This is a genomic window from Vibrio sp. 10N.239.311.G01 (assembly GCF_041465805.1).
GTDB lineage: Bacteria > Pseudomonadota > Gammaproteobacteria > Enterobacterales > Vibrionaceae > Vibrio > Vibrio crassostreae_C.
This window is the reverse complement of record NZ_JBFSRM010000007.1, coordinates 206031-227589: the sequence shown is the minus strand read 5'-3', so window position 1 is coordinate 227589 and position 21559 is coordinate 206031. Positions and strand designations below refer to the sequence as shown.

General features: G+C 43.1%; 29 protein-coding genes. 25 read left to right on the top strand and 4 right to left on the bottom strand.

All coding sequences use genetic code 11. The annotated features are described in order from the left end of the window. Positions 1–133: 133 nt before the first annotated feature. From AB6D06_RS08355 to AB6D06_RS08340, 4 genes are all read left to right on the top strand, one after another. The gene (locus AB6D06_RS08355) at positions 134–391 is read left to right on the top strand and encodes a hypothetical protein (protein ID WP_017066541.1); all 258 of its coding nucleotides are present in this window, start codon (positions 134–136) and stop codon (positions 389–391) included. Positions 392–572: 181 nt separating this feature from the next. Next, the gene (locus AB6D06_RS08350; protein WP_102333304.1) at positions 573–1037 is read left to right on the top strand and encodes a DUF302 domain-containing protein; all 465 of its coding nucleotides are present in this window, start codon (positions 573–575) and stop codon (positions 1035–1037) included. A 259-nt stretch (positions 1038–1296) separates the two neighbouring features. Next, positions 1297–1812, top strand: coding sequence for an adenylate kinase (locus AB6D06_RS08345; RefSeq protein ID WP_065583646.1), 516 nt, complete (start codon positions 1297–1299; stop codon positions 1810–1812). A gap of 132 nt (positions 1813–1944) precedes the next feature. Then, positions 1945–2187 carry a hypothetical protein gene (locus tag AB6D06_RS08340; protein ID WP_029235167.1) on the top strand — a complete coding sequence of 81 codons (243 nt, stop codon included), beginning with the start codon at positions 1945–1947 and terminating at the stop codon, positions 2185–2187. A 121-nt stretch (positions 2188–2308) separates the two neighbouring features. Here the strand turns inward: AB6D06_RS08340 and AB6D06_RS08335 are convergent, their stop codons facing one another. Beyond that, positions 2309–2641, bottom strand: a complete 333-nt coding sequence (locus AB6D06_RS08335; RefSeq protein WP_017068336.1) for a PBPRA1643 family SWIM/SEC-C metal-binding motif protein — start codon at positions 2639–2641, stop codon at positions 2309–2311. Positions 2642–2896: 255 nt separating this feature from the next. Here AB6D06_RS08335 and AB6D06_RS08330 point away from each other — a divergent pair, with 255 nt between their 5' ends. The 7 genes from AB6D06_RS08330 to AB6D06_RS08300 all read left to right on the top strand — a co-directional run bounded on the left by AB6D06_RS08330 (position 2897) and on the right by AB6D06_RS08300 (position 6758). After that, complete coding sequence (locus AB6D06_RS08330; protein ID WP_017061811.1) at positions 2897–3613, top strand: HAD family hydrolase; 717 nt, start codon at positions 2897–2899, stop codon at positions 3611–3613. 51 nt (positions 3614–3664) lie between these two features. Next, on the top strand, positions 3665–4048 hold the full coding sequence (locus AB6D06_RS08325) for a nuclear transport factor 2 family protein (protein ID WP_102333305.1): 384 nt from the start codon (positions 3665–3667) through the stop codon (positions 4046–4048). Between the two features lie 71 nt (positions 4049–4119). Continuing rightward, the gene (locus AB6D06_RS08320) at positions 4120–4851 is read left to right on the top strand and encodes a glucose 1-dehydrogenase (RefSeq protein WP_102333306.1); all 732 of its coding nucleotides are present in this window, start codon (positions 4120–4122) and stop codon (positions 4849–4851) included. 93 nt (positions 4852–4944) lie between these two features. After that, entirely contained in the window at positions 4945–5577 is a 633-nt protein-coding gene (gene catB / locus AB6D06_RS08315; RefSeq protein ID WP_017063920.1) for a type B chloramphenicol O-acetyltransferase, read from the top strand. Between the two features lie 170 nt (positions 5578–5747). Beyond that, complete coding sequence (locus AB6D06_RS08310) at positions 5748–5999, top strand: Rho-binding antiterminator (protein ID WP_017068339.1); 252 nt, start codon at positions 5748–5750, stop codon at positions 5997–5999. 8 nt (positions 6000–6007) lie between these two features. After that, positions 6008–6241: a hypothetical protein gene (locus tag AB6D06_RS08305; RefSeq protein ID WP_017068340.1), complete on the top strand. Its 234-nt coding sequence runs from the start codon at positions 6008–6010 to the stop codon at positions 6239–6241. Positions 6242–6308: 67 nt separating this feature from the next. Next, positions 6309–6758, top strand: a complete 450-nt coding sequence (locus tag AB6D06_RS08300; RefSeq protein WP_102319784.1) for a GyrI-like domain-containing protein — start codon at positions 6309–6311, stop codon at positions 6756–6758. A gap of 223 nt (positions 6759–6981) precedes the next feature. Here the strand turns inward: AB6D06_RS08300 and AB6D06_RS08295 are convergent, their stop codons facing one another. After that, positions 6982–7572, bottom strand: coding sequence for a glutathione S-transferase (locus tag AB6D06_RS08295; RefSeq protein ID WP_240799499.1), 591 nt, complete (start codon positions 7570–7572; stop codon positions 6982–6984). Positions 7573–7745: 173 nt separating this feature from the next. Between AB6D06_RS08295 and AB6D06_RS08290 the strand changes: the two genes are divergently transcribed. Continuing rightward, complete coding sequence (locus AB6D06_RS08290; RefSeq protein ID WP_102333308.1) at positions 7746–10001, top strand: peptidase U32 family protein; 2256 nt, start codon at positions 7746–7748, stop codon at positions 9999–10001. 187 nt (positions 10002–10188) lie between these two features. On the opposite strand, the gene AB6D06_RS08285 is transcribed toward AB6D06_RS08290, so the two are convergent. Further along, positions 10189–10653: a thioesterase family protein gene (locus AB6D06_RS08285; RefSeq protein ID WP_102333309.1), complete on the bottom strand. Its 465-nt coding sequence runs from the start codon at positions 10651–10653 to the stop codon at positions 10189–10191. Positions 10654–10895: 242 nt separating this feature from the next. Then, positions 10896–12719 (bottom strand): ABC transporter ATP-binding protein/permease, encoded by a 1824-nt coding sequence (locus tag AB6D06_RS08280; protein WP_372110103.1) that lies wholly within the window; start codon positions 12717–12719, stop codon positions 10896–10898. Between the two features lie 562 nt (positions 12720–13281). Here AB6D06_RS08280 and artP point away from each other — a divergent pair. The 13 genes from artP (at position 13282) to AB6D06_RS08215 (ending at position 21550) form a co-directional block, all read left to right on the top strand. Next, positions 13282–14010: an arginine ABC transporter ATP-binding protein ArtP gene (artP, locus tag AB6D06_RS08275; RefSeq protein WP_102333407.1), complete on the top strand. Its 729-nt coding sequence runs from the start codon at positions 13282–13284 to the stop codon at positions 14008–14010. Between the two features lie 122 nt (positions 14011–14132). Next, positions 14133–14864, top strand: coding sequence for a lysine/arginine/ornithine ABC transporter substrate-binding protein (locus tag AB6D06_RS08270; RefSeq protein WP_102333311.1), 732 nt, complete (start codon positions 14133–14135; stop codon positions 14862–14864). A gap of 3 nt (positions 14865–14867) precedes the next feature. Then, positions 14868–15554: an arginine ABC transporter permease ArtQ gene (gene artQ / locus AB6D06_RS08265; RefSeq protein WP_017083621.1), complete on the top strand. Its 687-nt coding sequence runs from the start codon at positions 14868–14870 to the stop codon at positions 15552–15554. Continuing rightward, the gene (artM, locus tag AB6D06_RS08260; RefSeq protein ID WP_065681833.1) at positions 15551–16219 is read left to right on the top strand and encodes an arginine ABC transporter permease ArtM; all 669 of its coding nucleotides are present in this window, start codon (positions 15551–15553) and stop codon (positions 16217–16219) included. The genes artQ and artM overlap by 4 nt, the downstream gene beginning before the upstream one ends. A gap of 311 nt (positions 16220–16530) precedes the next feature. After that, positions 16531–16947: a hypothetical protein gene (locus tag AB6D06_RS08255; RefSeq protein ID WP_061024101.1), complete on the top strand. Its 417-nt coding sequence runs from the start codon at positions 16531–16533 to the stop codon at positions 16945–16947. A gap of 160 nt (positions 16948–17107) precedes the next feature. Then, positions 17108–17533, top strand: a complete 426-nt coding sequence (locus AB6D06_RS08250) for a hypothetical protein (RefSeq protein ID WP_017083679.1) — start codon at positions 17108–17110, stop codon at positions 17531–17533. 643 nt (positions 17534–18176) lie between these two features. Continuing rightward, on the top strand, positions 18177–18383 hold the full coding sequence (locus tag AB6D06_RS08245) for a hypothetical protein (protein ID WP_102333313.1): 207 nt from the start codon (positions 18177–18179) through the stop codon (positions 18381–18383). Further along, positions 18380–18871: an ATP-binding protein gene (locus AB6D06_RS08240; protein WP_102333314.1), complete on the top strand. Its 492-nt coding sequence runs from the start codon at positions 18380–18382 to the stop codon at positions 18869–18871. The genes AB6D06_RS08245 and AB6D06_RS08240 overlap by 4 nt, the downstream gene beginning before the upstream one ends. 198 nt (positions 18872–19069) lie before the next feature. Then, positions 19070–19492: a hypothetical protein gene (locus AB6D06_RS08235; protein ID WP_102333315.1), complete on the top strand. Its 423-nt coding sequence runs from the start codon at positions 19070–19072 to the stop codon at positions 19490–19492. A gap of 26 nt (positions 19493–19518) precedes the next feature. Then, positions 19519–19971 (top strand): hypothetical protein, encoded by a 453-nt coding sequence (locus tag AB6D06_RS08230; RefSeq protein WP_102333316.1) that lies wholly within the window; start codon positions 19519–19521, stop codon positions 19969–19971. 104 nt (positions 19972–20075) lie between these two features. Next, entirely contained in the window at positions 20076–20480 is a 405-nt protein-coding gene (locus tag AB6D06_RS08225; RefSeq protein ID WP_102320222.1) for a DUF1801 domain-containing protein, read from the top strand. A 194-nt stretch (positions 20481–20674) separates the two neighbouring features. Beyond that, the gene (locus tag AB6D06_RS08220; protein WP_017059577.1) at positions 20675–20956 is read left to right on the top strand and encodes a hypothetical protein; all 282 of its coding nucleotides are present in this window, start codon (positions 20675–20677) and stop codon (positions 20954–20956) included. Between the two features lie 78 nt (positions 20957–21034). Next, the gene (locus AB6D06_RS08215) at positions 21035–21550 is read left to right on the top strand and encodes a GNAT family N-acetyltransferase (protein WP_102333317.1); all 516 of its coding nucleotides are present in this window, start codon (positions 21035–21037) and stop codon (positions 21548–21550) included. Positions 21551–21559 lie beyond the last annotated feature (9 nt).

The window sequence follows — 21559 nt, the reverse complement described above, 5'->3', positions numbered from 1 at the left end:
CAGATGGTTCACTCGTTAAGCGGTGAACAACGCTTCATACGACCTCAGGTCGCACGGACAACAATAAGTTCGAGAACCGAGTGATAAGTTGTTAGTATGTATCAAATTTATAAATATCAGTTGGCTTATATAAATGCTTGATAATAAGTATATTAAACACCCTTATCACTGTGAGCAGTGCGACGCACTTACCCCGCACCTTGCTGTTAGCGCTTCCGATGCTGAATCTAAAGCGGACGCTGAATCTGAAAAGAAACAATGGAAGTTAGGCGTGTTGATGGAGTACCTGGTGACGTTATTGTTTAGAGGTGACCATAATGTTCCCGGTTTTTATGTCGACAGTGATTACGAATACCAATGTGAGAAATGTGGAACCAAATCGTGGCACTGATCGTGTGTTTAACTTTTGAAAAAATCCCCACCTAAACTGATGATAATAAGACGCATTAGAAAAGTGATCCTCTCTGCAAACTGAGAATGGAATCGCGTCTATACTGACATGGGTTACGTCGCTGAATTTGGAAGTGGCGCTATGAATGTAAGTTTGATTAGGTTAAATCTCAGAGGTGACGATGAAAAAATTACTACCACTATGCGCCATTTTACTCTCGGCATCATTTTCAGCTGCGGCTTCTGATGGTTTGATTAAATACCAAAGTAATTATTCAGTGAAAGAGACCGCTGACCGCTTTGAAGAAATCGCCAAGAGCAAAGGTTTGACCTTGTTTGCGAGAATCGACCATCAGAAAAACGCGAGTAAGGTCGATCTTGAATTGAGACCAACGGAAGTCATCATCTTTGGTAACCCGAAAGTAGGGACACCATTAATGCAATGTGCTCAAGAAGTCGCGATAGATTTACCGCAGAAGGTGTTAGTCACTGAGGATTCTAATAAGAAAGTATGGTTGTCTTACAACGATCCTAATTACTTGGTAGAGCGTCACGCGATCAATGGCTGTGACGAGGTCGTTAAGAAAGTATCGGGTGTACTAAGCAAGCTATCAGAAGCGACAGTGACGAAAAAGAAAGCAAAATAACCAAGACGAATAAGCACTCATTAAGACTATTAATGGGTGCGATATGACGATGATATCGCCCATTAGTCATTGTGTTGACAACTAAGCAACAGTATATAAAAGTAGTTTTATGAAACTGAATTTAGCGCCATCTAACCAACGAATTATCATCATTCCATAGGAATGGTGGGATTGTTGATGCGCTTTGTTTATCGAACCCACCCGTAAGGTGGGTTTTTTGTCGCTGTCTTATGGGTTTTATCTGAATAGAGGAAGTCATATGAAAAAGATCGCGGTTTTTGGCAAGCCTGGGAGTGGAAAATCCACAATCAGCAAGGCGTTAGCACTAGCTACAGGGATAGAGCTTCACCAGTTAGATTCTATTGTTTATAAGGCCAACGGAGAGTTTGTTGAACGTGAAGTATTCGAGCAGGCTCATGAGAGCATACTTAAGTCAGAAAGCTGGATCATCGATGGTTTTGGCCCTCTAGGATCGTTCAACACACGTTTAGATGCAGCTGATACCTTGGTTTATATCGACCTTCCTTATTCAATTAGCTACTGGTTTGTAACCAAGCGAATGCTCAAAGGTCTATTCGTTAAACCTGAAGGCTGGCCTGATGGAAGTTCAGTTATAAAAGGCACGATACAAAGTTATAAGACACTAAAACTGTGTCCTAAATTTTGGAATGACGACTTTAAAGCGCAGTTAGAATTGCGTGCTAAAGAGAAAGAGGTTTACATCATCAGAAGCGTGACTGAATTGAATAACTTTGTTCATCAACACGTCACTTAACAGTCGAGAGCTTACCTTTCTTTGAAACGCTTTAATTTGCTCATAACTTCATGAAAATATATAGATTTAACTCAACATGTGGCATATTTGCCATGTGTTGAATTTGTGCTTTGAGTTAAGGCGATAGATATTATGTATGGAAGTGAGAAGACGAGAGCGTTCTGCTGTAACTGTAAGGAACTTACACTGCATAGGTACACGATGTTCAGTAGCCAAGTGCAAAAGGCACCACAAGCTGAAGATAAAGAACCGAGCTTACTCCAACGAATTTTATCGGAGTTTCTATCTTTTGGTGTTACAGGTTCGGGCGCGACAGGTGATTACAAATGTACCCAATGTGGAACATATCTGAATACACCAGACAACCTCGACTGAGTTTGTGAGTTTGTGAGTTTGTGAGTTTGGCTTAGGCAAATAAAAACGGGAAGACCTCAATGATCTTCCCGTTAGATATTACTTAACTCATCGTGCTATTGGCAGTTTTGAGTGAGAAGCCTTATGCGCAACACTTCTTGTATTTCTTACCGCTGCCGCAAGAACACGGATCGTTACGGTTAGGGGTCTTTTCAAACGTCATCGTTTTTGGCTTGTTCAGTAGAGTATCAAGCTCGATGGTGTTCTCTTCTTTGTCTGCGTCGACTGTAACAGTAACGAAGATAGTATTTTCAGCGGCTAGTGCTTCAACTTCTGCTTTGCGCGCTTCAGTTTGAACCATTACTGCGATTGGAGATTCTTCAGTACCCGCTTTCACATCGCGGTTTACGTTGTAGCCAGCAAGAACGTGGTTCTGTCTTGTTTCGATACGGCCTTTGAAAAATAGTTTCGACATTGGGTACTCATTAAAAATGTTGAATGGCGCTATTTTTAACGGCGATAGCGCAATGGAGCGGGGATTATACGCATATATTGCAATTGATAAAGCAGTGATGTGAGCAAACACTGTTTGGTTTTTGTTTGCTAGTAACGGTTTGTTCTCTAGCTTTGCTTCTATTCGACAAATTTCGAAATTCAAGACAATAAAATTGCCCTAAATAGGCTTATGAATGATAAATTCAAATTACTAATCGAAACAAAGAGATAGTGTATGAAGTTAGATGCCATCCTGTGGGATTACGATGGAACCATAGTCAATTCCGTTCCAAAGAATATCGCAATCACAAAAGATATTATCTCTTTAGTCGCGCCACACTTGTCAGGTGATAACTTACCTAAATATTTGCTCAGCGAAGCGCTTTATCATGAAGCCAACCACGGGGCTAAAAACTGGCAAGCCTTATATGTCGATTATTACGGTTTATCACACGATGAAATGTTGATCGCTGGTGGAATGTGGGCAGAGCATCAAGAGAAAAACCAAACAGCCGTTGCCTTGTTTGAAGGAATGGAAACCGTGGTTAATCAGTTTGCTCATCTTCCACATGGGATCTGCTCTCAAAACTCTCAATTGAATATTCGTGGTGTGCTCGACAGTTATGGCATTGGTGATTTGTTTAAATCGGTCGTGGGCTATGACGATGTCTCGAACGGTAACCAAAAACCCCATCCATTTGGTGGTGTGAAATGTGTCGAGAACATATTTGGCGCCGATCCGACTAACGAGCTTTGTTTGATGTACATCGGTGACCATGAAGCGGACACACAGTTTGCTCGCAATATTGAAGCCGCGCTGGGTAAAAACGCAAAAGTGATTGCCGTTGCAGCAGGTTATAGCCGATCGAAACCTGAAAATTGGCAAACCAAGCCCGATTACATTGCTAACAGTGTCGATGATCTTTTAACGATCATTAGCAAGTACGCATAACGAAGCCGACATTTAAAAATCACCACACGTAAATAACTTTAAGGAAGAATAATGACACCAAAACAAGTGGTATTGGGATTTTGGGATTCAATGCGCAGTAATGATTTTGCAAAGGCAGGTGAATGGCTAACCGCAGATTTTGAAGGCTATTGGCCGCAGTCGTCTGAATTGACGTTAGGGCGCGACAACTTCACTGCAATCAATACTGAATACCCAGCCAATGGTGTTTGGGAATTCACGCTCAATTCGATTGTCTGTGAAGGTGATACGGTAGTCACGGACGTTTCGGTCACTGACAGTGTGTTGAAAGACCGAGTGATCACCTTTCACACGGTGGTTGACGGTTTAATTCAAAAGCAAACTGAGTTTTGGCCAGACCCATTCGAAGCGCCGGCGTGGCGATCGCAGTGGGTTCAGATCGTATCGAACAATTAGTTTGTATCGATACGATCAGTTTGTCACGAACAATCAGGTTGCACAGAATAAGTAAACATTAGGAGGTTTCATTGAGCAAGGTAGTGGTTGTAACCGGCGGAAGCCGAGGCATTGGCGCAGCAACGTCTAAATTGTTGGCCAGTAAAGGCTATGCTGTATGCGTTAACTTCATACACAATGAGTCGCGAGCTGAAGATCTAGTAGACGAGATTCGTGAACAAGGCGGAACCGCGATAAGCGTGCGTGCGGATGTGTCTGTTGAATCGGATGTGAAATCTTTATTTGAGATTGCTCGTAATAAGCTAGGTCCAGTGACGCACTTGGTCAATAATGCCGGGATCTTGTTTACCCAGTCACCATTGGTTGATATTGAATTGGATCGCTTTGAAAAGGTGATGAAATCCAACGTATCAAGCTGCTTTCTGTGCAGTAAAGCCTTTATCAAACAAGCCGATGGCGCGGGTTCGATTGTGAATGTATCGTCTGCCGCTTCTCGTACTGGCGCACCGTTTGAGTATGTGGATTACGCAGCATCGAAAGGTGCGATGGATTCACTCACCAAAGGCTTATCGCTTGAATTAGCTTCACGCAATATCCGAGTGAATGGCGTAAGGCCAGGTTGTATTTATACTGAGATGCATGCAGACGGCGGAGAGCCAGATCGCGTAGACAGACTAGCTTCGCAGTTACCGTTACAACGAGGTGGCACACCAGAAGAAGTCGCGAACTCTATCGCGTGGTTATTATCAGACGAAGCTTCGTATGTCACCGGCTCGTTTATTGATATTGCAGGCGGTCAATAGGGCACGTTTGCCTTTACACTAATATAAACAAGTTAAAACCATCAACACGCAACAAAAGTACCTAACTAAAAGAACGAAACTAAGAGTACAACCATGAAAAACTATTTTGAAAGCCCGTTTGTTGGAAAGTCACTCAAAGAACAAGTGACCAACCCAAACATCATCGTGGGCGAGCACAGCTATTACTCGGGTTACTACCATAACCACAGCTTTGATGACTGTGCGCGTTACCTATTACCGGATAGAACCGACATCGATAAGCTGATCATTGGCAGCTACTGCTCGATTGGTTCTGGCGCCGTGTTTATGATGGCGGGCAACCAAGGCCACCAAAACCAGTGGGTGAGTACCTTCCCGTTTTTCTATCAAGACGATGAGAAGTTTGAAGGTGCGATAGACGGCTTTGAACGCTCTGGTGATACCGTGATTGGTAACGATGTGTGGATTGGTACAGAAGCCATGATCATGAGTGGTGTTAAGGTTGGTGACGGAGCCATCATCGCAAGTCGAGCGGTTGTGACTAAAGATGTCGCGCCATACTCGATTGTCGGTTCAAACCCAGCACGCCATATCCGTTATCGTTTCAATGAGACTGAAATCGCTCAGTTGCTAGAAATGAAATGGTGGGAATGGAGCGAAGAACAAATCAAAGGCGCAATGTCGCTAATGTGTTCTTCAGACATTGGTGGTTTGTACCATTATTGGAAAGGATTCTTGAAGCCTTAAATTGTCGTTCACAGATGAAATGTGAATGGTGAGAACGAGATTAAATTTAACAAATTACTCAATAATCTGATTATGGCAATGCGATTGTGATACGAGTAACTTATTGATTGTAAAGATATTGAATAGTATGGCATGTCGCATTAGCGTGGTGGATGAATTGGAAGGGTATTATGATTAGTTGCAACGATTACGATTATATTGAGATTGTGTGTATGCACCGATACCCAATCAAATTAACGCTGAAATCTGGCGAGCAGATTGAATGTGTCGGATTAGATACTCAACGCAATGATAGCCGTGAAGAGTGCATTAAAGTCAGTACTCAAGGCGAGCAACAACTTGTCGTATTAACTCAAATAGCGACATTGGATGTCTGTGTCGACAACCCTCACTTTCAGCATGTTTCATTCAAAACGTCATAGGCTTTCAAATGAATAGAACCATAGAACAATGCTATTGCACCGCGTGCAGAGAAGAGACACAACATGTTGTTGTGTTGGTCAGAAAGACGAGTGCGTTTGCAGACAAACCTAACCAAAAGCGAAGTGAGTTTTGGGCAGGCATGATAAAAGGTTGGTTCCTTGGCCCGTTTGTCGCGTCAATGGATGAGTTTTCTCGTCACCTTGTCTGTGAAAAATGTGGCCATAAAGAGATACAAGATTAGCATCGTTATCTTATAAAACATTGGATTCAATACAGTTAGATCGTCAATTGGCTTAGGAATAGAACGAATGAAAGTTGAAACGATAGAAGCCGTAAAGGCGTATGGTTTTTCAGTAAGAACCACCAATACCGATGAGATGGACCCAGCAAGAGCCAAGATAGGGCAATTGTGGCAGGGCTTTTTTGACCAAGCATTTCCGAAATTAACACCGGATTCAAAAGTGTATGGCGTTTACACTAACTACGAGTCTGACTTTACGGGCGAATTTGATGTTATCGCGTGTACTAATGCACTTACGGATCAGAATGTTGATACGCTTGTAGAAACCGAAATACAAGCAGGTAAATACTTAACGTTTTCTGCTGAAGGTGAATTACCACAAGCTGTGATCGACCTATGGGGTGAAGTGTGGGCGTATTTCAGCGCTGCTGACTGCCCACATGTGAGAACTTACACGACAGATTTTGAACTATACAAAGGTGAAACTGAAGTCGAGATTTCGATAGCGATTCAGTGATCAGGTTAAAATGAACAAAAGGCTTAGCTTAGACTGTGTTTGCCAGTTAAGAGACAGTCGTTACCGGTAAAGAGACAACGGAATCCCAGTTAAGCCTTTGAATATCTGTTCTTTACAAAGAAGATAAAGTGTCACGTAACTACTTTAATACCTAGGAATTATCTATTCCAGAATTCCCCTAGATCACCCTAGATACCCTTAAGTCACCCAAAATTCTCTTAAGTTATCCAAAAAGACAATCTTGCTTGGTTTCATTCCACAAAGGGTATTGCTTCATGACTTGGGTGTAGAGCTTACTTTCCAAGTGCGCTCTTAACCAACGTCCTACGTTTTGGTATTCAGATTGCACAAACCACTTCTTTTCGACCCGCACAAACTGGCTGACAAAAGGCATCACCGCAAAATCGGCCAAGCTTGGGCTTTCTCCAAAAAAGTAGGGCTGATCGGTAAGTCGCACTTCTAACTGCTTAATGAAGGTTTCGCAGGCTTGTCGGCGTTGTTCAACATCGATGTTTCGGTAACGAACCGATGCACGATACCTTTCTAAGTGACCAATAAATTCTTCATCGTTGGTTTTAATGAGCTGCTGAACTTGTTCGCTAAGCGTTGGATTGCTTGAACGCAGAAGATCTTGAGGATCGTTTTGTTGAAGTGACCAGTTCATCACATCCAAGCTCTGTTCAATGACTTGTCCATTGGGTAACACCAATACAGGCACTGTTCCTTTTGGCGAACTGGCCAATAGTTCGCTAGGCTTGTCTTTGGTAACAATTTCTCGAAGTAACACTTTTTGCTGTGATAGTGCGATGCCCATTCGTCCGCGCATTGCATAAGGGCAACGGCGTAAAGAATAAAGGATAGGTAGATCGGATTCGTTCGGCATTATTGAGGTCATTTAGTTTGAAAAGTGTTGTACGGTGGTAAAGAGATCGTGATGTGGGTAGAATACGCGGCTTAAAAATTATAAGTAAGTGAGCGACTTCAAAAATGAGCAGAAAAATTGAGTTATTAGCCCCAGGTGGCGATGTAGAAGCGATAAAAGCCGCCATCGTAGCGGGTGCTAATGCAGTTTATTGTGGTTTAGACACATTCAACGCTCGTAACAGAGCCTCTAACCTGTCGTTAGACGAATTGAATGGTGTGATTCGCCTTGCTCATGAATACGGCTGTGAAGTGTTCCTGACTCTTAACGTTGTGCTACTGGAGCACGAGACTAAGAGCATCACCAAACTGCTGAACCAGCTTGTGAACACCAAAGTGGACGGCATCATTGTTCAAGACTTGGGTTTATTCAACCTGGTTAAGAAGCATTTCCCATCGTTAGACGTTCACGCGTCGACTCAGTTAACTACGCACAACGAAGGTCAGATTAAGTTCTTGTCTAAGATTGGCGCGACGCGCGTTAACTTGTCTCGTGAGTTGAACCTGCCTGAAATCAAGATGCTGACGGAAGTGGCACACGATCACGACGTATTAACCGAAGTGTTCGTACACGGCGCTCTGTGTATCGCATTCTCTGGTCAATGTTACTCAAGCTCAGTAAGTGTGGGTAACTCAGGTAACCGTGGTCGTTGTAGCCAAGCGTGTCGTGATGAGTACGAAATCACCAACGCGGGCAACAAGTTCCCACTTAACCTGAAAGATAACTCAGCTTACTACGACCTACCTGAATTGGTTGATGCGAAAGTCGACTCATTGAAAGTAGAAGGCCGTATTAAAGGCGCACACTACGTTTACACTGTGGTAGACACATGGCGTAAACAGATTGATAGCTTTGTAGAAAGTGGTTTGTTGATCGAAGACGATTCGAACCTACACAAAGTATTCAACCGTGATTTCACCAACTCTTTCCTAAAGGGCAACCTAACGAAAGACATGTTCATCGATAACCCGCGCGACAACAGCATGAACTACGCTGTTGAAAAAGCGACGGAGCAGAACAACGAAATCTCAGTTGTACAGATTCAAGAAGTGACCAACGAACTTCACCAAGCGAAAGACGTTCTTGGTAACGAAATGCGTGACAAGATCGAGTTCCTTGATATTCGCAAGACACCAGTAGCACTGTCGTTCAGCGCAAAAGTGGGTCAACCATTTACGGTGACTGTGAACACGCCAAAAGAGAACTTTACTCTTCAATCTAAATCGCTATTGAAAGCGGTTGAAGAGAAGGCGATTACTCAAGAGCTACTTGAGAAGCGCTTCAAAAACGTGAAGAGTGCAGTTCACACGCTAGAAAGCCACGACTTCAGTGAAGTGGATGCAGGCTTGTTGATTCCTCTAAAAGAAGTTTCAGACCTAAAAGACGAGATCGACTTCATTCTGAACGGCTCTGTGGAAGTGATTAAGCACGTTGAAGTGCCAGCACTGCCTCAGCACCCTAAAGTGAACGAGAAGCCGACTATGTCGATGCTTATCGCCGATGTAGAAGACTTACACCTGTATGACGTGACTGACGCGGATGTTTACTTCAAACTTCCAGAAAGCTTCAAGAAGCGTTGTAACAAGTACATCGACATCTTGGCAGCAAACCCACGTTTGATTCCTTGGTTCCCAGCGGTATTGATCGGTAAAGATTACGACGAAGCGGTTCGTATTCTTGAAGAGATCAAGCCAGCTCGCATCGTAACCAACAACACGGGTATTGCTTACAAAGCTTACGAGATGGGTATTGAGTGGGTTGCAGGCCCGTTCATGAACACGACCAACTCTCACGCACTGGTTACTCTGAAAGAAGAGCTGAACTGTGCAGGCGCATTCATTTCGAACGAGATCAACAAAGGTCAGATTCGTCATATTCGTCGCCCAGAGAACTTCAAACTGTTCTACAGCATTTACCACCCAATCTTGATGATGACCAGCCGTCAGTGTTTCTTCCAAAGAACCGTGGGTTGTAACAAGCCAAGCATCGAAGCAGGTTGTATGTTGAAGTGTGAGAAAGCGACCACGATTACCAACGTGAAAGGCATCTCTTTTGCGGTTGATAAACAGAAGGGTGGCTACCCAAGCATTTACAACCACGAGCAGTTCTTGAACCACGACGCAGTAACTGACTTCTCTGGTCTGTTCGACGAGTTCTTCATTGACCTAACCAACATCGGTGCAGGTTCTAAAGAAGTGAAAGACAAAGTTGAGCTTATCAAGCATTTCGAAGCGCTACTGAACGGCGTTGAAGGTTCACAACAGAACCTAGAGCAGATGGTTGAAGTTCGAACTAATGCTCAGTACGTGCAAGGTCTATAGCGTACAAGGTTTATAGGGTTCAATGTCTATGGGCTGTAAGGCTTATAGCTTCTAACGCAAAGAGCGTTCAAGGTTTATAACGCTCAACCGCTTATAAGCACTCTGAACCAATAAACAAAAGGCCACTCAATCGAGTGGCCTTTTTAATGTCTGAAACTTTCTGAATCTTTCTCAACCAACGAATACGTTATTCCGTCACGGCTTCTTGTTTGAAGCATGGGCTTTTCAACGTGTTCATCTTTTCAATTTCGTTGGTTAAGCGCAGCGAGAGCAGGGCTTTTTGGTTTGAAGCAAAATCAAACATCACGATAGTCGCGGTGCCAATGGTCGTCAGTTTTTGCTGAGTCTTACTGACAATCGCGTATTCCATGGTGAATCGGTCATCTTGAATGTCAGTGACACGAGAACCAACCATCAGCGTGTCTGGATACGTGACTGGTCTGAAATATTTACAATAAGTGTCGCCAAGAACAGGGCCAACTTTGGTAATCGCCATCTCTTCCATCAGCTCTACATGCTTGAAAAAATCTAAGCGAGCGGTTTCGAAATAACGAAAATATACGGCGTTGTTAACGTGATTAAGCGCGTCCATTTCTCCCCAAGCGACAGGGATTTCTGTTACTACCGGGTAGTCAGATAATAGTGCTTCCATGCGAACTCTCTTATTGTTATCTGTGTAGTTAATGTTATCTGGGTAATTAATGTTATCTGCTTATCCTTCATCGGGATAAGTTGTTATTGGAATAAAAACCCTACCGCTAAATTAACAAAACTGCAACACGTGTGATTTAAGTTTTTGAAGCTTGAAACCACACAATGTCAGTGACTTAACTTTCCGTTACTTATTGATTAGTGTCTCACTAAACAAACGACTCACGCACATCCACTCAATGATTACGCATTAAGGTGTTTGAATTGCAGTTCAACTAGGCGTTGGTACAATTCGCAGCTATTGATGAGAGACTGGTGGTCGCCGATGTCTACTAGCTGTCCTTTATCGAGCACTGCAATCTGGTCGGCGTGTTTAATTGTTGATAATCGATGGGCGATAATGATCGTCGTTCTACCACGCATTAACTCATCTAAAGCTTGTTGTACGTGATGCTCACTTTCGCTGTCTAGCGCACTGGTTGCTTCATCCAATAAGAGAATATTCGGATCTTTTAGGATGGCACGTGCGATGGCAATGCGTTGTCTCTGCCCGCCAGAAAGCCTAACACCGCGTTCACCAAGAAAGCTGTGATAGCCCTCAGGTAGGTTTTGGATGAACTCATGTGCGTGTGCTTTTTTAGCGGCCTCGATAACTTGTTCGTCCGTTGCTTTCGGGTTTCCGTAGCGAATGTTGTGAAACACATCGTTACTGAACAGAGCAGGTTGCTGCGGCACGAGTGCCATCTGCTTTCTTAGCTCGTTAGGATCAAACTGATTCAGTTCAACACCGCCTAAGGTTACTTTACCCACTTGCGGGTCGTAGAAACGTTGCAGCAGTTCGAACAGAGTAGTTTTACCTGCGCCAGATGGGCCAACCAGTGCCAACACTTTGCCTTCATGGGCAGTGAGCGTGAGGTTGCTTGTTGCGGGTTGATCCGGTCTTGATGGGTAACAGAAGGTCACATCATCAAACGCAACTTCTGGAGTCACATTATCTAGTGATGTTGGGTTCGCTACCGGCGCAACAATATGGCTTTCAACTTGTAGGATTTCGATTAATCGCTCGGTCGCACCTGCCGCGCGTTGCAGTTCACCCATCACTTCAGAAATGGTACCTAATGACGAAGCGACCATAATGGCATAGAAGACAAACGCCGCTAAGTCACCCGCTGACATCGTGCCGTTGATGACATCACTACCACCAACCCACAGCATCCCTGATATTGCGCTGAACACGATAACAATCACACCAGAGATAAGAATCGCGCGCTGTTTTACACGCTGGCGACCAATCTCATAAGCCTTTTCCACTTCTACCGCGAATGACGCTTTCTCTTGCTCTTCTCGGCTGTAGCTTTGAACCGTTTTAATATGCTCAATCGCCTCACCGGCATAAGACCCGACATCAGACATCGAATCTTGGCTTTGACGAGATAGGGCTCTGACACGACGCCCGTAGACAAGGATTGGAATCAAGATAAATGGCACCGAGGCCAATACAATCAAGGTCAGCTTAATATTGGTCGCGAATAGCATGATGATCGCACCAATACACATCAACGCGCTCCGCATCGCCATAGAGAACGATGAACCTATGATGCTTTGAAGCAGAGTGGTATCCGTTGTGATACGCGACATGATGTCGCCACTGCCATTAGTTTCGAAGTAACTCGGATGCAGTGTCACGACATGATTGAAAACCGATAAGCGAATGTCCGCACTCACGCGTTCCCCAACAGAAGAAACCAAATAGAAGCGGAAGAAAGTACCAATCGAGATCAACACGACCACGACCATGATGAATTGAATCGCGCTGCCTAAATCTGAGAGTGATTGTTGGCTAAAACCTTGGTCGATAAGAAGGCGAATACCGTGTCCGACTGAAAGGGTTAAGCTCGCCGTGAAGATCAACGCGATCAAAGCAGCAATAACACGACCTTTATAAGGCTGAATGAATTTACTCAGCTCAAACAAAATACTGAGGCTTTTCTTCTCAGGTTTGGGGTCTGGCGCTTTTTGAGTCGATCGCTGAGTTGAGTCGAGCGTAGAAGAGACATCGTTTTGCATATGACTGCCTTAATGTGTTGTCGCTTTAAAAATAGATGGCTTGTTGCTTGTTGCTTATGACTAATTGCTTATGACTTATTGCCTGTACTGCGCGTTGTTCGCTGGGCAGTAATTGTTGTTGAGAATAGAACCCATTAAAGCATTTATTGCGCTGTGACGCTCCCTAGGAAACTCAATTTCCAATATTTCATCATAACCAACTGCATAGCTCAAAACGACATTAAAGGAAAACTAAGCATTCTGATCCAGTCAGTTCGATAGGAAAGTAGGGGTTTTAACCCTAATTTTTATGCAAGTAAATTAGCGTTAATAGGGGAGTGCGTTCATAAACTAGTAATCGAGTTATGATTTATAAATTGATAGAAAAACGTTTGCTTTTTATCTCGATACTAACCTTATCAATGGCTTGCAGCCTTTGGTTGTAAGACCAGTTATAGCGACTGTTTTTTGTGCAATATGTGTTACAAAAATTCAACAAAGTAGTTTTTTATACATTTTTCTTGCATAAAACCTCGGATTGAATAGAATAACCAACAAATGACAATTAATGCAGTATTGTGGCATGAGTATTCAAGTAAAGAGCATCAACAAATCATACGGTGATACCCAAGTTCTTCACGACATCAGTTTCGACTGTGAGAGTGGCGAAACCTTGGTATTGCTTGGCCCAAGCGGCGCTGGCAAGAGTTCACTACTGCGTGTTTTGAACCTGCTAGAAATCGCGGACAACGGCGAATTAGACATTGCTAACGAGCAATTCGACTTTGCTGGTCAGATCCAAGAAAAGCAAGGGCTTAAACTTCGTCGTAAAGTCGGCATGGTGTTCCAGCAATATAACTTATGGCCACACATGACGGTGATGGAAAACTTGATTGAAGCACCAACCAAAGTTGCGGGTTTAGATAAGCAAGAAGCGATCAAGCAAGCTCAAGGAGTACTAAAGACACTTCAACTTGAAGACAAAGCTGACGCTTGGCCACTTCAACTGTCTGGCGGTCAACAACAGCGTGTTGCGATTGCACGTGCGCTGATGATGAAACCGGATGTGTTGTTGTTTGATGAGCCAACAGCGGCGCTTGATCCTGAGATCACCAACCAAGTCGTGAGTATTATTAAAGAATTGAGCGGAACGGGCATTACCCAAGTGGTCGTAACGCACGAAGTCGATTTCGCGAAGAAGATTGCTAGCCACGTTCTGTACCTAGAGAAAGGGTACATCGTTGAACACGGCACCAGCGATTCATTCGTTAATCCGCAGACACCTGAGTTTGCCGAGTATTTGACTCATTAAATCTGAGTTAACGCATAAGACTCACGTAACTCACTAGATTTAGCTAAACACAACATCGATCAAAACAATCAAATTATAAGAATGGCCACAGGCCGCTATCAAACAGTATTCGGAGTAACAAAATGAAAAAGATTCTACTAGCTTCACTTATCGGCCTTGCTTCTTTCAACGCAGCGGCGCAAGAAGAAATCAAATTCGCAATGGAAGCAACGTACGCACCATTCGAATACATGGATGAGAACAACCAAATTCAAGGTTTTGACGTAGACTTAGCAAACGCACTTTGTGAAGAGCTGAAAGCAACGTGTACTTTCCACAACCAAGCATTCGATAGCTTGATCCCTGCACTTAAATTCAAACGTTACGATGCGGCTATCTCGGCAATGGACATCACAGAAGCGCGTCTTAAACAGGTGAACTTCTCTAACGCATATTACGACAACTCTGCAGCATTCATCTCTTTCGAAGGCAAAGTAGCAGACCAAGTGGCACTGGAAGGTAAGCGTGTTGGTGTTCAAAACGGTTCTACTCACCAGAGCTTCCTACTTGAGCAAATGACTGGCGTAACAGCGGTACCTTACTCAAGCTACCAAGATGCATTCATCGACATGAAAAACGGTCGTATCGATTCTGTATTCGGTGACACAGCCGTTGTAGCAGAATGGTTCAAGAAAGAAGACAACCTAACGTACGTTGGCGACCAAGTAACAAACCAAGAGTACTTCGGTAACGGCTTTGGTATCGCAGTAAACAAGAGCAACCAAGAACTTGTAGACCAGCTTAACGTTGCACTTGCTGCAGTGAAAGCGAACGGCGAATACGACAAGATCTTCAACAAGTACTTCGGTAAGTAATTTATGGAATTAACGGGTTACTCTTTAGGGCTCGTCGAAGCAAGCTGGATGACTGTTCAGCTTGCATTCGTAAGTCTATTGGTTGGATTGGTTCTAGCAGTTTTGTTTGCAAGTGGTGAGATGTCTCGTCGTATTGCAATCAAATGGCCAACGACTGCATTTGTGACGATTGTTCGTGGTTTACCAGAAATTCTGGTCGTACTGTTTATCTACTTTGGTTCGACACAAGTTCTGTTCATGATCACTGGCGACTTCATAGAAGTGAGCCCGTTCTTATCTGGTGTTGTTGCACTGTCACTTATCTTTGCTTCTTACGCTTCGCAAACCATCCGTGGTGCTTTGAAAGCAGTAAGCAAAGGGCAGAGAGAAGCAGCAAGCGCGCTTGGTATTTCTCAATCACGTTCATTCTTTCGTATAGTTTTACCTCAAGCGGTAAGACACGCGCTACCAGGGTTAACCAACCAGTGGTTAGTGTTACTAAAAGACACTGCATTAGTATCGCTGATTGGCGTAACGGATTTGCTGAAACAAGCACAACTAACATCCGCTGCAACGCACGAAGCATTTACTTGGTACGCGACAGCAGCAGCAATCTACTTGGTCATCACTTTAATCACACAAAGATTGGTAAAAGTGATTGATGGTAAGTTCTCTATTCAAGGTTTGGGTAACAAAGGGGCAATGGCATGAATCAACAATACCTCTCTCAAATGCTTGAGGGCTTAGCGACCAGTCTTCAACTCACAGGCGCTTCATTGCTGGTTGGTTGTATCTTGTCACTGCTGATGACGGTAACGCTAATCCTAAGAATACCGGCGATTCACTGGTTAACACGTGGCATCATCACGCTGTTCACTGGCACACCATTGTTGGTGCAGATCTTCTTGGTGTATTACGGCCCGGGTCAGTTCGATTGGATTCGTGAAAGCTTCATGTGGACTTGGTTAAGCCAACCTTGGTTCTGTGCAATGTTAGCATTAGCTTTGAACACCGCGGCATACAGCACGCTACTGTTCAGAGGCGCATTCAACGCCATTCCAGCAGGGCAGTGGGAAGCGTGTCGCGCACTTGGCATGGACAAAGTCGCAACGCTTAAAGTGTTACTGCCATACGCTCTACGCCGTGCCGTTCCAGCTTACTCGAACGAAGTGATTCTAGTCTTCAAAGGTACGTCACTGGCAAGCACCATCACCATCATGGATTTAATGGGCTACGCTCAACGTATCAACGGCCAAACCTACGACACACTTACTGTGTTCGGTATTGCCGGCGCATTCTACTTAGCAGTAAACGGTGTATTAACGCTGATCTTCCGCCAAGTAGAGAAGAAAGCCCTGGCATTCGAAGCCGCATAAGCTAGCCACTCAAAAGCTTAACTAACGTATAAAGCCTGCCATTTATGTTCGCATAGATGGCAGGCTTTTTTGTGTTTGGGGTATGCGTAGAGGTACAGTGATTGCATACAGTTCGGGAGGGTATCCGCTAAAATCATACTATATAGAAATATTCTGCATTTTGTCATTCAATGAGTCTATCTATGTTTTAAGTCACTGAAATACTGTGATTAATCGTGGTAAATTGCTGTGCATATGAAACTAGATAGACTGATTCTGTATTTAAATGCAGAATTTTTCGGTCTAATAGCTGTTAGTTCACAGGAGTATAAATGGACTATTTTAGTTTGGCGGTTGGTTTTCTCGTAGGGACGGCAACTGGTGCTGCTGGTACATATTTTGGAAATAAGTACACAGACCAACGGAAAGCGAAAGAGCAGAAAAAAGAAATCAAGTCTTTCTACAAGTCTCTATGGGCTAAACATGAGCCTTTACTGAAGGAAATGAGGCTAGATCTAAAGAATCCTGATTTCAAATTTCATAGAGAATTTTTCCTCTTAAGTCGTTCTTGGAGTTTCGTACATGCTGGTAAGTTTCTCGCATACTATCTTGAGGAGCATGAAAATCTAGAGCAGCAAATTAAAATCTTAGAGTCACATGGTCTTATTATTGAGGTCACCGAGTTTGGTAAAAACGTTAAGAAGTACCAGTTTTCAGAACATTTAGTGGAGCATTTTCTGACAGAGTGAACTAACAATAAATTTAATAGTGATTCACAACGCTTGGCGCTTTCACTTCAAGCCAGTTTAGTGTTTATGGCATAATGCTTTAGGTAAGGTGTTAGCGTTGTTCACACCTTAATTGGGAGTTAAGCGTCATGCGCTACTCCAACTTGAGAAGGTAGTACAAGTGGAAACTAGAGTTAAAAAGTCAGTTCGGTATCTTGCCTTGGGTATTCTTATCTATCCGTTTCTTTACATGATACTCAATTTTATTATCCCGATTCTAATGGCGACTTTGGGCGAAGGTGGTCGCTCGTTAGTTGAAATTCTTGAGTATTTTACTTGGTTTATAATGCCTTTTTTTTCGGTGCTCTATTTGTTAGCTTTCTATCATTTCTCGCCAATGTTAGGTAAATGGCATCAATGGGTTGGGTATACTTTGGTTTTTGCCGCTGCGCTAATCGAAATAGCGATGCCCTGGATGGAATCTGGTCTGGTGTTTAAGACAGCATCTTTTCTATGTCAGCTTTTCGAGATAGGCATTTTGGTTAGTTGTCTGTTCGTTTTTAGCAATAAGTTGAGGCCAAATTCTGAGCTTGGAAGTAACGTATAGCAAGTCTTGGTCTCATCTTACTAGATTGGAGTGCTTATTATCCATCCGAGCTGTTCAAGAGTGATTCACAACACACGGCATTTTAACTATGCCTTTGTATTAGCCATTTAAGAAGTATAAGGCTGCTTCGGCATTGCGTTACTCCGCCTTGAACAGGGCGCACCACTCATCGTGTTGAAATTCATATTGCATCCCCGTTTCAGGGTAAATCGAGACCTATTTCCTTGCCTGAGAAATGAGCAAAAGTAGTATGTGCTTTAGAACTCTACTTCTTTAGTCAATTTTTCAGGTAATACGTGAATATACTTCTGATCATACCTACAGTTTTTTTAACTAAATTTATTGGTTTGCAAATGGGATTCACCTATAACCTGTTTTCAGACCCGTTCAGTCTTAAACTTGCTCTGATTGACCTTGGTTTATTTGTCTTTGTCGGTGCACTTCTTAGTTTTATTTACGACAAGGTCAAACATGCACTCAAGAACGTCAGGAAAAATTAGCCTGACATAGCACTGAAAACGGATGCTCAACGGCGTTATTTTCGGCTTACTTCAATTTCAGTGTTTACGTCGCAATGATTTAAGATCTGTTCGTAACGTCACTCACACCTATACATTGTTTTGCTTTCTACGAGGGAATGAACATGAAAAAAGGAATTTTCAAGAACTTGAAGCTGGCATTAGGGATTGGCTTTGGTGTCGCAATTCATCAGTACTTTTTTATGACGGATGGTACGTTTGATTTCTATCGGCCAATTGTGGCGTTTGCTTTTACGTTTGTAGTGAGCAGCATTGGTACACTTCTAATAGAAAGAATCATGCGTAACAGGGAGGCTAAAGGGGAATCATGACTAAAATCTATTTCGTATGTGGCTTTATCGGTTCGGGTAAGACGACTTACTCGAAAGCGCTTGCAGAAAAGCATGGCGCCTTTCGTTTCTCAATCGATGAGTGGATGATTCCTTTGTATGGCGAGCATATGGAGCGTGAGGTTTTTGATAGCCGGCTGGCTACGTTACAAGGTTTATTCAAGGACTCTGCAATGCAGCTCTTTTCTTTGGGTGTCCCTGTGATTTTTGACTTTGGTTTTTGGCGTGAGTCTGATCGGGATTCTTTTACAAGCTGGGCATCAAACCTAGGTGTGGACAGCGAAGTTCACTATCTTGATGTTCCGTTTGAGACTTGCAAGGAGAGAGCATTCAGCCGTAACTCGGAACTGAATGGTAGGTCTTATGAAATGACACCTGAAATGTTAGATCTGTTTTGGTCTTGGTTTGAGGTTCCAACTTCAAACGAAAATGTTGTTTGGGTTCAACAGGAAGCTCAAAAAGGTATGTAGTTAGGCGCGCAGGTGAGAGGTGTTTTTGTTATCTAGCTTGTGTTCTAAGTCTTCCGTTACATTGGGTTTATGAAAGTCTGAGTCGTCCATCGAATAGTAGAGTAACAAGGGCATTTCTCATGCCGTATTTTTGGTAATTAGTTCTTCCTGTCGATTATCGAATTTGTCCTAAACCCACTATTAAGGCAGGGAACCCCAATGAATAGAACGCTATGGTTCGCACTCATTTCGCTTTTGTTTTCAATGACAATGGTATTTTGTACATACAGTTATGGCATAGAGAGCCACGTTGAAGTAATTACACTCACTTTAGTACTGTCTGGCCCTCTGATTTTTACATTTGCGCTTGTTGTCATTTTTTGTGGCGCACCAGTTATTAACAAGTACAAGTTACTTGGAACCATCGCAATTTGTGTGCATGGATTTACAGCCTCACTGCATGTGCTGTGGAACGGTTTTATGTTTGTCGATGTGATTAATAAACAAGGCTTAGGTCCGGGACAAGGTTATTCTGGTTTGATACTTTGGGTTGGTAGTATCAAGGCGATGCTACTTGGTTTGGTTGTGGGAGTATGCCTGCATTACTTGCTACGATTTTTTAGAAAGGCTGCAGTAAGATAACTGTTGGCTAGTTAGTTGATTGTTCGTTGTCTATAGGAGTTGCCACTGTGTTTTATAGTAAGGAATCCAACAAGGGATTGCTGCTCATCCTTGTTGCGATAAGTGCTTTCATTGTCGTTACCTCGGATAATAACCCTGGGACATTAATCGCTCACGCCATCAATGGTTTAATTGCTTTGCTCTTTTTCTCCATGACAATTGAGGTTAAAGACAATGTACTAAGCTGGTATTTCGGCTTTGGTTTTTGGCGTAAGAATGTAGAAGTGTCAGACATTACAGAGACATCGTTTTATCAAAGCAAGTGGTATCAAGGTATTGGTATCCGAATGCTGAGCGATGGTTGGTTGTATAATGCATCGATAGGTTCAGCGCTTAAGTTAAGCCTAAGCAATGGAAAGCATGTTTACATTGGTTGTAAGGATACGGACGGTTTAAAGCTGGCGTTGAAAACCGCTAACGAACAGATAACGCAAAAGTGATTTACGAGGCTTGGCACTTTTCGTTTTGAGTTGGACTAATTTTTAAGGCTGTATGCTTTAAGTGAGCTGCATTTTAATATCTCAACAAGTGGATCGGAGGTTCAATGGACCAAGCAATCAAAACACATTTCGACGAGTATCCCGATGATGTTCGAGCTCGGCTTGAAGAGTTGCGTTCATTAATCTTTGAGCTTTGCTCTGATTTGGAACTAGCTGAAGTCGAAGAGTCTCTGAAATGGGGCGAGCCGAGTTACAGCGTTAAGACGGGCAGCCCAATTCGAATCGACTGGAAATTGAAGTCACCAAACAACTATTACTTGTTCTTTAACTGTCAAACGAAGCTAGTCGACACATTCAGAGAATTGCACGATGGCACATTGGTATTTCAAGGTAATCGGGCAATCGTCTTGAACCTAACTGAACCACTTCCCAAAGCACCAATCAAGCAGTGCTTAGAGTTAGCCTTAACTTATCAACAACGAAAACATCTACCGCTTCTTGGCGCGTAATTCTTATGTGTTGTCATTATATTTCTTAAACAGGTTTTCTGTGTTCTAGCTATCACTCTTTAAAGTGCTAAGACTGTACCATCTTGATTAGTATCAAGAGGCTAGGGAATCTCTATAACCAACGCTGATTGTATTGCTTACCGTTCAAAAAGGTGTTCTAGTCACCTTGTATTTCAAACTTAAAAGGAAGTTGTATGAATTTAGATAAAGCCAAAAAACGTATCGCAAAGCAGGTTAAAAAAGGCGACCACGGATACCCAAAAATCACGTTAGCGTATTACGGGACGACCAAAGATCTCGCAACGGAAGTCGCGGTTCAATTTATGCTGGGTGAGGGCGATGGTGTTCAAGAAGAGCGTTTTTCTTGTGAAACCGAAATCCGAGATAATGAGTTAGTTCAAACGACGTTACTCAAGATAATCGAGCGAGCAAATGTTAACTCAGTGATTGAAGTTGAAGGCGTGGCTGTTCTTTAGTTTGCTTTAGCCTGGAAACGAAGCCAACACGAGAACTCAGGTGTATAATCCACATTTTTATCAAATTGGGCAGGACACATGGCGATCTCGTTTGAAACTCAAAGACTAAAAGTAGAAGAAGTCGCAGGTGAACTTACTGTTCCTGAACGTTCGGCTCTGCTTGAGCGAGTACCTGGCATTCTAATCCCGTCAGTCGTTGAAAACCTTCCACCATACTTTCATGGTATTGTGTCAGGTGAGCTGGCTGAAATTTGGCTCGACCGAATGTTGTCGGAGAGCCGCTTACTTCAAGTGAAATCCAACGATAATCAATTAATTGGTTTTCTGTTCGCTTATGTAGAAGACGAAAGTGATGCTCATATTGGCTACTTGCTTGCAGAAGAATGCTGGGGCAAGGGTTTCGCGAGTGAGTTATTGCAGAGTTTCATCACAGAAGTCGCAAAAACCGAGTCATGGTCCACACTGATTGGCGGTGTCGACCGTTCAAACATAGCCTCTACACACTTACTTAATAAGCTAGGTTTTGTTGAGCAAGCCTCTGACGAAAGTGCCGTGGTTTTCTATGAATATAAGCTTTCTCGTCTTAATTCTTAATTCTTAATT